A 13,871-nucleotide genomic window follows, 5' to 3' on the forward strand; every position below is an offset into this window, starting at 1 on the left:
AAGAGGCTCGGCCGGTAGCCCGCCTTGCCCACGGGCGGCACCTTGCGCGCGCGCAGCGAGCCGCCGACCAGCGAGAGCGCGAGGCAGCCCGCGACGAAGAGCACGAGCCCCGGCAGGGGTGCGCGATGCACGAGCGCCGCGAGCCCGGCCAAGAGCAGCGCCGCCGCCGGCAGCATGAGCGCTGCGCGCAGCCAGAGCGGCAGGGCCGCGTGCAGCGCCTCGGCGCCGTGGTCGACGTGCCGCGAGATCCGCCCGGCGATGCCGCCGAGCACCGGCAGGTAGATCAGCGCCACCACCAGCGAGGCCGAGAGCACGAAGATCAGCGTGACCGGCAGGTTGCCCATGAACTCGCCCGCGACGCCGGGCCAGAAGAGCATGGGCAGGAAGGCGCAGAGCGTGGTGGCGGTCGAGGAGACGATCGGCCAGAACATGCGCCTGGCGCTCTCGCCATAGGCGCGCATCGGCCCCTGGCCCTGGTCGATGCGCTGCTCGGCGTATTCCGCGACGACGATGGCGCCGTCCACCAGCATGCCCACCGCGAGGATCAGCCCGAACATCACGATGTTGGAGATCGAGATGCCGAAGGCCGCGAGCAGCGCGAAGCAGAGCATGAAGGAGGTCGGGATGGCGAAGCCGACCAAGAGCGCGGAGCGGGTGCCGAGGCTCGCGAGCACCACCACCATCACGAGGCAGATCGCCGTCAGCACCGAGCCCTCGAGCTGGCTGACCATGCTCGAGACGTCGTTGCTCGCGTCCATCGAGAAGCTGACCTGCACCGCCTGGCGCAGATCTTCGGGCCATTTCCCGCGGGCGGCCTCGACCCTCTGGCGCACCTGGGCGACGGTGTCGATCACGTTCTCGCCCTTGCGCTTGACCACCTGGAGCGCCACCGTGGGCTCGCCGTTGAAGCGTGCGGTGCCCTCGCGGTCCTCGAAGGTCAGGCGGATCTCGGCGAGGTCGCCCAAGGTCACGACGCTGTCGCCGTTGACCTTGACCGGCAGCGCATAGACGTCCTGGGGCCCGCTGAAGGCGGCCGGGATCTTCACCGAGAAGGCGCCGGTGGCCGCATCGACCTCGCCGGCGGCGATCAGCTGGTTGTTGCGGGTGACCACCGAGATCAGCTCGTCCGCCGTGACGTTGTAGGCCTCGAGCTTGAGCGGGTCGATCAGCACTTCGAGCATCTCGTCGCGATGGCCGGCGAGGCCGGCCTCGAGCACCGCGGGGATGGATTCGATCTCGTCCTGCAGCGCCTTGGCGACGCGCAGCAGCGAGCGCTCGGGAACGCTGCCCGAGAGCGAGACGACCAGGATGGGGAATTCCGAGAAGTTGATCTCGGTGATCGTGTACTGGTCGGCGCCTTCGGGGAAATCGGCCTGGGCCCGGGAGACGCGATCGCGCACGTCCGCGAGCGTCGCGGTGCGGTCCCAGCCGAATTCGAATTCGAGCGCGACGCCGCCGTAGCCCTCGGCGGCGGTGCCGGAGATCTTCTTGAGGTCCGTGAGGCCGCGCAATTCGGTCTCGAGCGGCCGGACGAGCAGCTTCTCGGCATCCTCCGCCGAGATGCCGGGGAAGGGCACCGAGACGAAGAGCGCGGGGATCTCGATGTCCGGCTCGCCTTCCTTGGGCAGGTTCAGATAGGCATAGGCGCCCGCCGAGAGCGAGAGGATGATCAGGGCCACGATCATCCTGGCCCGGCCGGTCGCCCAGTCGACGAGGCCGGTCACGGCAGCGGGTCCCGCATGCTCACCGTCACCCTCTGGCCGTCGGTCACGAAATCCTGGCCGACGACGATGACGTCGAGGCTTTCGGGAAGACCCGAGACCCAGACGCCCTCGGCGGTGTCGCGCACGACCTCGACCGGCAGGAAGGCGGCGGCGCCCTCTTCGACCACGCGCACGCCGAGCCGGCCGGCATCGTCGAGGGTCAGCGCCGATTGCGGCAGGAGATGCGCCGCGGAGCCGGCGAGCGAGACGAGGATTTCGGCGGTGGCGCCGTCGCGGATCGCGAGATCGGGGTTGGGGACCTCCGCCTCGACCCGGAAGGTGCGGGTGGCGGGATCGGCCGAGCGCGAGACGAAGGTGACGCGGCCGGTGAATTCCTTGCCGTTGAGCAGCCGCGCGCCGACCGTGGCGCCGGGCTCGATCTGGTCGACCGAGCGCTCGGGGGCGAAGCCGATCAGCTTGATCGGGTCGAGGTCGATGATCGTGGCGCATTCCGAGCCCGGCTGGAGCAGCGCCCCGAGCTCGGCGGTATCGGCCTCGATCAGCCCCTCGAAGGGCGCGACGATCCGGAGGCGGTCGATCTCCCGGCGCGCCTGGTCGATGCCGGCCTGCGCACTCTGGAGCGCGGCGCGGTTGGCGATGGCCGTGGTCTCGGCGGTATAGCCGCGCTCGGCGAGGCGTTCGGAGGCGGTGCTGTTGGCCTCGGCCTCGGCGAGCCGCGCCTCGGCCTCGGCGAGAAGCGCCGGCCGGTTGCCGGGATCGAGCTCGCAGAGCAGGTCGCCTTCGGCGACGATGGCGCCGCGCCGCAGCGGCTCGGAGATGACCAGCCCGGTGGTCTGGGCGCGCACCTCGACCCGGCGGTTGGCCTCGGTGCGGCCGCGCAGCACGATGCCGCTCGCCACCTCGCGGGCCTCCGAGCGCATGGCCACGACCGCCACCGCCGCGGCGGCGTCGGCCTCGGGCTCCGCCGCCGCCTCGGGCAGGGCCTCGGCCCCGGCGATCGCACGGAGCGTGTCGCGCTCCATCACGAAGGCATAGAGGAACGCCCCCACGACGATCGCGGTCAGGATCGGAAACACGCGCATCACCCACTCCCGGTTCCTGCGGGCGGCCGGCGAAGGATCGCCCCGCCCGCCCCGGACAGCCACCGCACGGCGATGCGGCGCAGATTATCAAGATCGCGGCGCAATACATAGAGGCGTCGGGCGGGGAAGCAATGGCGGGGGATTTGCATGTGACGACGCAGCCTCGTCTGCCTTACCTCCGGGCATGCCAGCTTCACCACCCCGCCCGGCGGGCACCGCCGGGCAGCGCCCGCCCCGCCCCGTCGCGCCGAAGGCGTGCCACCGGCACGACGCGGGCGCTTCGCACCCGCCGGGTCGGGCGCTGCCCTCGTCTCGGGGCGGGACGGTCGATGGAGAAAGAATTTGCCGCATATGCGATCGCTCGGCGGGCGGTGGCAAACGCACTTGGCACCGTATCGGCCGGAAGCTATACCCCGCCCCTGACCCTTCGGAGAGCGGGCGTGCACGAGAGCGATTCCTTCATCCACGAAGTCAGCGAGGAGGTGCGCCGGGACCGGCTCTACGCCTTCCTGCGGCGGTGGGGCTGGCTGATCGGCGCGGTGCTGGTGCTCATCATCGGCGGTGCCGCGGTGCACGAATGGCGCAAGGCGCGCATGCAGGCCGCGGCCGAGGCGGCGGGCGACGCCATGCGGGCCGCCTATCTCGAGACCGATCCCGCCGAGCGGGCGGGGCGGCTCGGCGAGATCGCCGCCGAGATCCCCGAGGCCGCCGTCCTGGCGCGCTTCGCCGAGGCCGGCAGCCGGATCGAGGCGGGCGAGCGCGACGCCGCGGCGGCGATGCTCGCGGAGCTCTCCGCCGACGGCGGGGTCTCCGACCTCTACCGCCAGCTCGCGGCGCTGCAGCGGGTGATGCTGCTCGGCGCCGATCTCGACGGCTCGGAGCGGCTGGCGACCTTGGAGATGCTGACGGCCGCGGAGGCGCCCTTCCGGCCGCTGGCGCTCGAGCAGCGGGCGCTGGCGCGGATCGATGCCGGGGATGCGGAGGCGGCGCGGAGCGACCTTCAGGCCATTCTCGACGATCCCGCCGCGCCGGAGCAGGTCCGTGCCCGCGCGCGGCAGCTGATCGTCGCGACGGGCGGCGAGGTGGCGCCGGTCGAGGCGGCGCCGGCCGCGACCGTCGACGGCTGAAGCGGCGATCCATGGCCGCTTGCACGCCCCGCCCGTCCGACCGAGCCCGCCGTCCGCGCCTCCTGACGGGGCTCGTCGCACTCGCCCTCGTCGCGGCCTGCTCCAAGGACGCGCCGCTGCCGGGCGAGCGGATCCCGGTCCGGCCCGAGGCGCCGGGCGTGGCGGCGGGGCCGCGTGCCATTCCGATCGCGCTGCCGCCGGTCAGCGTCAACGCCGACTGGAGCCATCGCAACGGCGCGGCCCAGGGCCGTCCCTCGCATCCGGCGCTGGCGGCGGTGCCGCAGCTGCGCTGGTCCACCGGGATCGGCGAGGGCGATGCCAAGCGCCGGCGCATCCTCGCCGGTCCGGTGGTGGCCGGCGGGCTCGTCTTCGCGATCGACGCGGCAGGCCGGATCTCGGCGGTGAACCGCGCCGGCCAGGTGGTCTGGACCCAGAGCCTGGTGCCTGCGGGCCAGACCCCCGACGGCGGGCCGGGCGGCGGCATGGCGGTCTCGGGCGGCGTGCTCTATGTCACCACCGGCTTCGGCGACGTGCTGGCGATGAATCCGGCCACGGGCGGCGTTCTCTGGCGCCAGACGCTCGAGGCGCCGATCCGCTCCGCGCCGACGGTGCATGACGGCAAGGTGATCGTGGTCCTGCGCAACGATTTCGCCTATGCGCTGAACGCCGCGAACGGCGGCATCGAATGGGGGCTGCAGGGGATCGGCGGCACCGGGCTGCTCGGGGGCGCCTCGGCGGCGGCCGAGGGCCAGCTGGTGGTGGTGCCCTTCGCCTCCGGCGAGGTGCTGGGGGTCCTGGCGCGCAGCGGGCTGCAGGTCTGGGGCTCGGCGGTCACCGGTGGGCGGCGCAACCTCGCGCGCAACCAGATCAACGACATCAGCGGCGATCCGATCATCGCGGGCGACGCGGTCTTCGCCTCGAACCAGAGCGGCCGCACGATCCGGCTCGATCGCGACACCGGCGAGCGGCTCTGGACCATGCCGGAGGGTGCCTATGGGCCGGCCTGGCCGGTGGGCGGGTCGATCTTCCTGCTCTCCGACGCGGGCGCGCTGGTCCGGGCCGATGCCGCGACCGGCGAGGTGCTCTGGGAGATCCAGCTGCCGGAGTTCCTTCCGGTGCGCAGGACGCCGCTCTCCTGGCTCGGCAGGGCCGGCCCCCCGAGCACGGCGGTCACCTATTACGGGCCGATCCTCGCTGGCGGCCGGCTCTGGGTCGCCAGCGGCGACGGGCTCCTCCGCGGCTTCAGCCCGTCGGACGGTTCGCTCCTGGCCGAGATCCCGCTGCCCGGCGGGGCGGCGGCGCCGCCCGCGGTGGCGGGAGGCGTGATGTATGTCGTCAGCCGCGAGGGGCAGCTTCTCGCTTTCCAATAGCGGTGCGAGCGGATAAGCAACGCCGCGCGAGCGCCTTCGCCCGTCCGGCTCCGAGAACCCGTTGATGTCGTTCACTCTTGCCATCGTCGGCCGTCCGAACGTCGGAAAATCGACGCTGTTCAACCGGCTGGTCGGCCGGCGGCTCGCGCTGGTCGACGACCAGCCGGGGGTGACGCGCGACCTGCGCGAGGGGGCAGGGCGGCTGGGGCCGCTGCGCTTCACGGTGATCGACACCGCCGGGCTGGAGGAGGCGGCCGGGGAGAGCCTCCAGGGGCGGATGCGGGCGCTGACCGAGCGGGCGGTGGATCTGGCCGATGTCTGCCTCTTCCTGATCGATGCGCGCTCGGGCGTCACGGCGCTCGACCGGGTGCTCGCGGATCTGCTGCGCCGGCGGGCAGCGCGGGTCATCCTCGCGGCCAACAAGACCGAAGGGCGGGCGGCGGAGGCAGGGCTGCTCGAGGCCTGGGAACTCGGCCTCGGCGAGCCGCTGGCGCTTTCCGCCGAGCACGGGATCGGCATGGACGACCTGATGCGGGTGCTGGAGCCGCTGGCGGCCGAACATCCCGACGCGGCCGAGGTCGTCGAGGTCGCCGAGGAGATCGACGACAGCGTCGACGAGGCGGGCGAGGGCGTGGCGCTGCCCCCCGGCCGGCCGATCCAGATCGCGGTGGTGGGGCGCCCCAATGCCGGCAAGTCGACGCTGGTCAATGCGATCCTCGGCGAGGACCGCCTGCTGACCGGGCCGGAGGCGGGGATCACCCGGGACGCGATCGCGGTCGAGACCGAATGGATGGGGACGGGGTTCCGGATCTTCGATACCGCCGGCATGCGGAAGAAGGCGAAGATCTCGGAGAAGCTCGAGAAGCTCTCGGTCTCCGACGGGCTCCGGGCGGTCAAGTTCGCCGAGGTGGTCGTGGTGCTGCTCGACGTGCAGATCCCCTTCGAGACCCAGGATCTGCGGCTCGCCGACCTCGCCGAGCGCGAGGGGCGGGCCGTGGTCGTGGCGGTCAACAAATGGGATCTGGAGGCCGAGAAGCCGGCGAAGCTCAACGAGCTGCGCGAGAGCTTCGGGCGGCTGCTGCCGCAGCTGAAGGGCGCGCCGATGGTGATGGTCTCGGCCCTGACCGGCAAGGGGCTCGACCGGCTGCACGACGCGATCGTCAAGGCGTATTCCGTATGGAATACGCGTATTTCCACGGCGCGGCTGAACCGCTGGCTCAGCGCGCAGATCGCCGGGCATCCGCCGCCGGCGCCCGGCGGGCGGCGCATCCGGCTGCGCTACATGACCCAGGTCAAGACCCGCCCGCCGACCTTCGTGCTCTTCGCCTCCCATCCCGAGGCGGTGCCCGAGGACTACCGCCGCTTCCTCGTCAACGGCCTCAGGCGCGACTTCGACATGCCGGGCACGCCGATCCGCCTGCATCTGCGGGCGGGGGAGAATCCCTATGCCGGGCGGCGCAAGCCCAATGTCACCGCGCTCGACAAGCACAAGCCGCGGCGGGTCACGGAATAGGCCGTGCGGGTTGTCCGGTGCACGATTCCGGCTCGATCGGCTCTCGCGTCCGCAGTGACGATCAGTCCGTTGGAAAGGCAGGAAAAACCCGGGCTGGAAAGCGACTGGAAACTGGCTGGAATCCGGCTTGGGTCGTGCCCCTTCCGGTGGTGCGGGAGGCCGCGCGCGGCCAGGCAGCGTCTCACCACCGATGATGTTCCGGGAAGGGGCAGGGCCGGCACGACTTGGGCTTCGACCCCTCCCGAAGCCGTGCCGGCCCGCTACGCCGCGACGATCGCCCGCCCCTCCCGATCGAAGGCGCGGATGGTCGCCGGCGCCGCGGCGAGATGGAGCCGGGCGTCGGGCGCGATGCCCTCCGGGATTCCGGCGATGCGCACCGTCAGGGTCTCGCCCTCCGGCCGGGCCAGGTGGATCAGGGTCTCGGCGCCGAGCGCCTCGGTGTATCGCGCGTTGCCCGAGAGCACCGCCCGGTCGGCGGGGACGGGTTCGAGATGCTCGGGCCGGATGCCGATGGCGGCGGTGCCGGGGGGCAGGGCCGCCAGCAGCGCCGGCGCGGCGGCGCCGGTCAGGTCGGAGGGCGCGAGGAAGTTCATCGGCGGCGAGCCGATGAAGCCGGCGACGAACATGGTGGCGGGGCGGGCATAGACCTCGAGCGGGGCGCCGACCTGCTCGGCCCTCCCGTCGTTCATCACCGCCATGCGGTCGGCGAGCGTCATCGCCTCCACCTGGTCGTGGGTGACATAGAGCGCGGTGACGCCGAGGGCGTGCTGGAGCCCCTTGATCTCGAGCCGCATCTGCACCCGGAGCTTGGCGTCGAGGTTCGAGAGCGGCTCGTCGGAGAGAAAGACCGCCGGCTTGCGCACGATGGCGCGGCCCATCGCCACCCGTTGGCGCTGGCCGCCGGAGAGCTGGCGGGGCCGGCGGTCGAGATAGTCTTCGGGTTGCAGCATCCGCGCTGCCGCCCGCACCCGCTCGGCGATGTCCGCCTTCGGGCGGCCGGAGATCCTGAGCCCGTAGGCCATGTTCTCGAAGACGCTCATATGCGGGTAGAGCGCGTAGTTCTGGAACACCATGGCGATGTCGCGGTCCATGCTGTTCGTCGCCTCGCGCAGCACGTTGTGCGTGTTGAGGATGTCGCTCCATTCGAAGAGCATCTTGAGCCAGTCGAGCACGTCCTTCAGGAGCTGATGGAGATCCTTCAGCCCCTGCATGATCCGGGTGAACACGGTCTCGAGCGCGTCGCCGGCCTGTTTGAGGGTCTGGATCGTCCATTTCTCGCCGTTGAGCATGACGGTCAGGACGTCCCCCACGAGGCTCGCGGAGAAGGACTGCAGCTCGTGCCAGGCGTTCTTGAAGAAATGGCAGGCATCGCCGAGGAGCCCGGAGGAGCCGAGCGCGTTCTCCCGCATGACCTCGGCTTCCGCGTCGCTCAGGATCCTGAAACGCGGTCCTTCGGGCGCCGTGAAGTCCAGCGACCAATGCGGCACCGTGGTGCGGCTGGTGTCCACGGCTCCGGCCGCGGCGGCGTTCGGGTTCATCCAGGGGCCGGCGGCGTTGATCGCCTGGACCGCCTGGCTCGGATCGCTGTAGCTCGGGTCGATGAGGCCGTTGCTGGTCAGCGTTTCGGTCGTCGCGCCGGTGAGCTGCGCCGAGACGGAGGTCGCAGGCGGCGTGGGCGGCGGATTGTCGGTCTGGACCACGTCGCTCTGGCACCAGCGGGTGACGCCGCTGCCGTCGGCATTGCTCGACATGGTGAACAGCGGCGGCTTCAGGTCGACGGCCTGGTAGGTGACCGTGGCCTGCCCGTTCGGATCCGTCTCTACCGGCACCAGCGTATTGGTGTCGGCATGATAGGAGAGACAGTTGACGACGATCGTCGCGGGGTGATCGGCGGCGACATAGACGATGGCCTGGGGGATCGGCGCGCCGGTGTCGTCGAGCGCGGTGATCTCCATGTTGTAGCCGGCGATGTTCTGCGGCTGGTCATTGTCCGGCGAGGAGGGCGCGGGTTCGGCCACCTTGCGCGTCACCCAGACCTGGTCCGCGAGCGTCCGGGCCTGGTGATAGATGTCGCAGCTCAGATCCACCGCGAAGAGCTCCGGGCCGAAGGCCATGGTGGCGGGGCTCGCGATGGTGGTCAGCGTGCCCGCGAGGTTCACCCAGGTCCCGAAGCTGCCGCCCGCCTGCTGCTGCTGGAGATACCAGAGGTTGGTGGTGCCCGTCTCGATGGCGAAGACGGTCAGCACGCCGTTGGAATCCTGGCCGACGGTGGCGGCGACGGCGCCCGCCGGCTGTTCGGCGCCGCCCGTCAGCGGCGTGATGGCGGGCGAGGCGGTGTTGTAGCCGCTCACGAAGTAGAGCACTTCGGCGGCGTCGCGGAGGATGATGGCGTCGGCGCCGTAGTTGCCGGGCAGGGCGATCAGGTCGCTCACCCCGAAGACGCCCAGGCCGGGTTTCAGGACCTGCGGATCGAGCGTTTTGCCGTTCGACCAGGCGAAGGTCGTGTTCAGATGGCCCAAGGTGATGGTGGCGCCCTGGAAGTAGATCTCCGTATTGCTGCTGCCCTGCGGCATGTCGACCCAGAGGATCGTGACGTCGTTGCCGCCCGAGCCCGCGGCCATGCGGAAGGCGGCCTGCTCGCTCAGGCCCGGGGAGGGCGGGAAATCGTCGAGGTCGTAGGAATAGATCAGGTCGATCTTGTCCGCCCCGGCGTCGTAGGTCGCGATGAAGAAGCCGCCGTCGCCGATCAGGGCGGAGACGCCGTAGAAGTATCCCCGGCCGTTGCCGTCGACATAGACGTCGGTCTGGTAGGTGCAGGCCAGCGCGTTCTTCACGTTGTTCGACAGGATGGCGGTGGCGTTGGACCAGGTGCCGTCCGTCGCCCGCTGCATCCAGGTGGCGCAGCTCGGCTCGTCTCCCTGGCTCGTTGGAAAATAGGCGAGCAGGTTCAGGATGCCGCCCTGGTCGTAATAGCCGGCGAGGCGGATGATCGTGCTCGAGGTCGCGCTGTCGCGCTGGCCATAATCGGGCGGGGTGCAGTCGGGCACCACGATCTTGCTTCAGCCTGAGTTCGACTGGGTATCGGGGATGTAGTGCACCAGCTGCCCGTCCCCGTCGACGGTGAGCAACTCGCTCGCCTGGCCCGACCCGGATTGAAGCACGGCCGGGTTCTGGACCACGAGGAAGCGGCCGTCCGGATCCTGCGCCACCGGCGAATCCATCAGGTAAAGGTAGTTGTCGATCAGGTTGACGCCGATGTCGATCTCGGCAATTGCCGTGGCCATGATCTCTCCTCCTCCTGCGGTTCTCCGGTAACCCAGCGTCGGGCTGTTCCCGCAGCGATCTCCCCCATCGGTGGCGCCGGGTGGGTCAGGTATCGGGCTGGCAGAGGCTCAAGGTGATGTAGGGCAATGCGCCGTCCCAATAGGTCGTGCCGGTGAAACTCACCGAGCCCGAATTCGCGTGGCCCTTGTTGCAGAGGAACGCGCTGCAGCCCTTGTCGACGCTGATCTTCTGGCTGCCGACACTGACCGAGCCCGAGATGCCGTGGTCGTGCCAGTAGTCGTGACCCGGGGAGGCGACGGTTTCGTCGCCGACGGATTCGTTCGGCGTGCCGCCCTCCGGCAGGCCGAGCAGGGGGCGGTTGAAGCCGGAGGGAGAGACGACCCTGGCGGCGGCCTTCGTGATCATGGTCTATTCGGTGCTGCAGGTCGGACTGGTGTCCTTTCCCGGCGTCGATTTCACGGGACCGACGGCGCCCTACATGGCCTGGGCCCTGGGCTTTCTCTGCGGCTTCAGCGAGCGATTCGCGCCGGACTTCATCCAGAATGCGGGCGGCAGGTTCGGCGATACACCCGACGCGAGTGCAACTTCGTAGCGCGGAGACGGTGGCACGGTACCGGGCCAGGGAGATCCTGCCGCCGGGAAAGGTCCTTCCTCGATGGCCGACCCCCGGGACATACCCGCGGGCCGAAGGACCTGGCACGGCGGGAAGACCGGTGCCGGTCCCGATGCGTGGCGGGGTGCGGTGCGCGGACGCCTCAAGCCGGCAAGGTCTCCATGGGCTGCCCGGCGGCGCTCCCAGCCGATACGCCACTCTTCGCCACGAGGTCGCCCGCGCGGCACCGAGATAGCACCCGACAAGGCGCGTGTCATGCCGAGCGGGACCTATCGCGATCTTGGCCCAGGTGAGTTCGGGCGGGATTTCTGCCAGCGGCCCGAACCGCTGGCTCGCGAGGGATTCCCCGAGGTTGCCGAGCGTGAGTCCCTGCTGTCGAGGCAGCGGGGAACGGAGATGGCGATCGAGATCAAAGGAAGGAGCATGCGGCGGATGCGCCCGCGGCGGCCGCTACGGCCGCAGCACCCACATGAGCCCGTCGCGCAGCTGGTCGCGCCAATTGTGCCAGTGATGCCCGTCCCAGGCGCTCTTGAACAGAACATCGACGCCGCGTTCGCGCAAGAAGCCTGCGAGCGCGCGGTTGTCCTCGGCGAGGCCTTCGAGCTCGCCGGTGGAGACGAAGGCGCGGGTCGGCGGCAGGGGCGGGGCGCGGCGCAGCGCGCGCACCAGGCGGGCGACGCGGTGGAAGACCGGATGGGTGCGGCGTTCGAGCTTGCGCTCGTCGAGGACGAAGGAGCCCGATTTCAGCACCAGCCCGCCGAAGCACCCGGGATAGCGGAAGGCGGTCGCGAGCGAGGCCACCGCGCCGAGGCTCGCGCCGAGCAGGACGCGGTCGAGCGGCCGATCGGAGATCGCGTAGCGGGCGGAGAGTGCAGGCAGCAGCTCGTGCACCAGATAGCGGGCGTGCCGCCGGCCGCGGGGATATTCGCCGGTGCGGTCGCGCGACTGCACGAGGGCCGCCACCACGGGCGGGATGTCGCCGGCGTCGATCAAATTGTCGAGCGAGACCGCGAGATCGGCATAGGTCATGAAATCGTCGCCGTCGTGGATCACCACGAGCGGGCAGGGGCTGCCGGCGGCGTAGCGTGCCGGCAGGTAGACCTTCTCGATCCTCGTCTCGCCGAAGACGCGGCTCTCGACCGGGAGGCTCTCCACATGGCCGGCGGGGGCGCCGCGGGGCTCGCTCCAGGCCGGCCGGGCATAGCCGAAGGTGCGGCAGACCGAGTTCTGGCCGAAGGGATCCTCGGCGCGGACGGGGTTGAGCGGATCGACGATCCATTCCTCGCTGCCGTTCCGTGCCACGGCAAACTTGTACTCGAAGCGCCCGTCGTTCTCCACCGGGAGCCGCAGGAGCCAGAGGTCGGAGTCCGCGAGCTTCTCGAAGCCGGTCCGGCTGGCGCTGGCATGGATGAAGCGCACCAGCTCGACGCGCTCGGCGGCGCCGCGCCAGGCGAAGGTGGCCGCACCCGGCTCGATCAGCGGGAAGGGCCGTTCGGCGAGAAAGGCGGTGACGGCCTCGGCGGAGGGCGTGCCTCCGGCGAGCAGCGCCGCAATGGCGGGATGATCCGTCACGGCAGGCGCGGACGTGGGGAATTCGGACTGGACATTCAACTCGTTGATCCACTGCTCGATGGCGGTCGCATTGGCGGCGCGATCCCGGATGCCGCGCCCTGACGATCAATTAGGACGCGCGGAGAGCGGATGCAATTCCTCCGTCGGATGCCGATCGGGCGGGCGCGGACCGGGCGGGTGCGGATCAGGGGGGCGCGGATCAGGCGGGCGCCGAGCCGTCGGGGGTCACCGTCTGCTCGATCAGCCAGTCCACCACCGCGATCTGGGCGTCGTGATCGGCCGCGCCCCCGGCGAGGGCGGCGTTGTAGACGCGCAGCTGATGGTCGGCGCTGGTGCCGCGGCGGGCGATCACCCGCGCATGCTCGACCTCCTCGATGCAGCCGAGCCTTTCGGCATGGGGCCGGAGCAGCTCGACCAGCTCGTCGATGAGATCGGGCAGCGGCACGAGCTTGCGCTTGCCGAAATCACCCATTTCCGCCTCGATTCCATAGCGTTGCGCGCGCCACTTGTTCTCGAGCACGAGGATCTGGCGATAGGAGCGCCAGCGCTGGTTCTCGCCGCGCAGATGGTAGAGGAAGGCGAGGATGGACTGGTAGAGCGCGGCGATGGTCAGCCCGTCCTCCGACCAGGTGCAGATGTCGCAGATGCGGATCTCGAGCGTCGGATGCTTGCCCGAGGGGCGGATGTCCCACCAGATGCGGGTGGGATCCTTGACCATGCCGGTGTCGCTGAGGATCTCCAGCATCTCGTTCCAGTCGTTCCAGCTCTCGAAGACCTCCGGCAGGCCGGAGCGCGGCAGGTCGCCGATGATGATCGGGCGGAAGGCCTTCAGCCCGGTGTCGTGGCCCTCCCAGAAGGGCGAGGAGGTCGAGAGCGCCAGAAGATGCGGCATGAAGTAGCTGACCTGGCTCATCAGGTCGACGCGGAGGTTCGGGTCGGCGATGCCGGCATGGACATGCATGCCGCAGATCGCCATGCGCCGCGCGAGGCTGCGGTGCTCGGCGCCGAGGATGCGGTAGCGCTCCATGTCGACGGGTTCCTGTTCCTTCCAATGGGCCCAGGGGTGGGAGGAGGCGGCGATCATGCGCATGCCGTGGGCGGTGGCGGCCTCGGCGATGGCGCCGCGGAGCATGCGGATCTCCTCGCGGGCCTCGCCGATGGTGGCGCAGACGCCGGTGCCGATCTCGACCTGGGCCTGGAGGAATTCGTGGGTGACCTTGTCGCCGAGGATCTCCTTGCAATGCGCCATGAAGCCGGCGGGCTGCCGGGTGGCGAGCGCCCGGGTCTCCGGGTCGACGAGGAGGTATTCCTCCTCGATTCCGATGGAAAAGGTCTCTTTCTCGATGCTCATCTCGTCCCCCGCCTTGATGCGTGAAGGTCCGGGCAAAGGCCGGCGGATGTCAAGCGCCGCGGTGGGGGAATCCGGGGGGATCCCATTTGGCAACGCGACACCGTCCTTACGAACTCCGGGCGTGCCCGGCCCCACCACCCCGCCCGGCGGGCACCGCCGGGCAGCGCCCGCCGCGGCCCGTCACGCCAACGGCATGCCTCCGGCACGACGCGGGCGCTTCGCTTCCGCCCGGGC

Annotated in this window: 11 protein-coding genes; 4 read left to right on the forward strand and 7 right to left on the reverse strand. The window is 70.6% G+C overall.

Features of this window, described 5'->3' with window-relative positions; translation table 11 throughout:
* A partial coding sequence (locus V7050_RS10905; RefSeq protein WP_324410533.1) for an efflux RND transporter permease subunit occupies positions 1–1,724 on the reverse strand: 1,724 nt, incomplete at its 3' end.
* A complete protein-coding gene (locus V7050_RS10910) occupies positions 1,721–2,806 on the reverse strand; it encodes an efflux RND transporter periplasmic adaptor subunit (RefSeq protein WP_324369412.1) in 1,086 nt (361 codons plus the stop codon). The genes V7050_RS10910 and V7050_RS10905, both read right to left, overlap by 4 nt.
* Before the next feature lie 440 nt (positions 2,807–3,246).
* Between V7050_RS10910 and V7050_RS10915 the strand changes: the two genes are divergently transcribed.
* The 3 genes from V7050_RS10915 to der all read left to right on the forward strand — a co-directional run bounded on the left by V7050_RS10915 (position 3,247) and on the right by der (position 6,816).
* On the forward strand, positions 3,247–3,933 hold the full coding sequence (locus V7050_RS10915) for a hypothetical protein (protein WP_324373807.1): 687 nt from the start codon (positions 3,247–3,249) through the stop codon (positions 3,931–3,933).
* A gap of 11 nt (positions 3,934–3,944) precedes the next feature.
* Positions 3,945–5,303, forward strand: a complete 1,359-nt coding sequence (locus V7050_RS10920; protein ID WP_324373808.1) for a PQQ-like beta-propeller repeat protein — start codon at positions 3,945–3,947, stop codon at positions 5,301–5,303.
* Positions 5,304–5,367: 64 nt separating this feature from the next.
* The gene (gene der, locus V7050_RS10925; RefSeq protein WP_324369026.1) at positions 5,368–6,816 is read left to right on the forward strand and encodes a ribosome biogenesis GTPase Der; all 1,449 of its coding nucleotides are present in this window, start codon (positions 5,368–5,370) and stop codon (positions 6,814–6,816) included.
* 260 nt (positions 6,817–7,076) lie between these two features.
* Here der and V7050_RS21045 read toward each other — a convergent pair whose 3' ends face one another.
* The 3 genes from V7050_RS21045 to V7050_RS10940 all read right to left on the reverse strand — a co-directional run bounded on the left by V7050_RS21045 (position 7,077) and on the right by V7050_RS10940 (position 10,506).
* Positions 7,077–9,707: an ATP-binding cassette domain-containing protein gene (locus tag V7050_RS21045; protein ID WP_442885332.1), complete on the reverse strand. Its 2,631-nt coding sequence runs from the start codon at positions 9,705–9,707 to the stop codon at positions 7,077–7,079.
* Positions 9,708–9,875: 168 nt separating this feature from the next.
* Entirely contained in the window at positions 9,876–10,100 is a 225-nt protein-coding gene (locus V7050_RS10935; protein WP_324369025.1) for a hypothetical protein, read from the reverse strand.
* Between the two features lie 85 nt (positions 10,101–10,185).
* Positions 10,186–10,506 (reverse strand): hypothetical protein, encoded by a 321-nt coding sequence (locus V7050_RS10940; protein ID WP_324369023.1) that lies wholly within the window; start codon positions 10,504–10,506, stop codon positions 10,186–10,188.
* On the opposite strand from V7050_RS10940, the gene V7050_RS10945 reads away from it, so the two are divergent.
* Entirely contained in the window at positions 10,499–10,693 is a 195-nt protein-coding gene (locus V7050_RS10945; protein WP_324369021.1) for a hypothetical protein, read from the forward strand. The genes V7050_RS10940 and V7050_RS10945 overlap by 8 nt on opposite strands.
* Positions 10,694–11,164: 471 nt before the next feature.
* Here V7050_RS10945 and V7050_RS10950 read toward each other — a convergent pair whose 3' ends face one another.
* Both V7050_RS10950 and V7050_RS10955 read right to left on the reverse strand, forming a co-directional pair.
* Entirely contained in the window at positions 11,165–12,286 is a 1,122-nt protein-coding gene (locus V7050_RS10950; protein WP_324369020.1) for an alpha/beta hydrolase-fold protein, read from the reverse strand.
* A 199-nt stretch (positions 12,287–12,485) separates the two neighbouring features.
* A complete protein-coding gene (locus tag V7050_RS10955; protein ID WP_324369018.1) occupies positions 12,486–13,637 on the reverse strand; it encodes a carboxylate-amine ligase in 1,152 nt (383 codons plus the stop codon).
* Positions 13,638–13,871 lie beyond the last annotated feature (234 nt).

It is taken from the genome of Amaricoccus sp., from assembly GCF_036846665.1.
Classification (GTDB): Bacteria; Pseudomonadota; Alphaproteobacteria; order Rhodobacterales; family Rhodobacteraceae; genus Amaricoccus.

Bases quoted from the DNA above. Each gene is read 5' to 3' on its own strand.
- V7050_RS10920 (WP_324373808.1), top strand. From the start codon at position 3,945: ATGGCCGCTTGCACGCCCCGCCCGTCCGACCGAGCCCGCCGTCCGCGC.
- V7050_RS21045 (WP_442885332.1), bottom strand. From the start codon at position 9,707: ATGCAGCGGGCGACGGACGGCACCTGGTCCAACGCCACCGCCATCCTG.
- V7050_RS10940 (WP_324369023.1), bottom strand. From the start codon at position 10,506: ATGATCACGAAGGCCGCCGCCAGGGTCGTCTCTCCCTCCGGCTTCAAC.
- der (WP_324369026.1), top strand. From the start codon at position 5,368: ATGTCGTTCACTCTTGCCATCGTCGGCCGTCCGAACGTCGGAAAATCG.
- V7050_RS10955 (WP_324369018.1), bottom strand. From the start codon at position 13,637: ATGAGCATCGAGAAAGAGACCTTTTCCATCGGAATCGAGGAGGAATAC.
- V7050_RS10910 (WP_324369412.1), bottom strand. From the start codon at position 2,806: ATGCGCGTGTTTCCGATCCTGACCGCGATCGTCGTGGGGGCGTTCCTC.
- V7050_RS10935 (WP_324369025.1), bottom strand. From the start codon at position 10,100: ATGGCCACGGCAATTGCCGAGATCGACATCGGCGTCAACCTGATCGAC.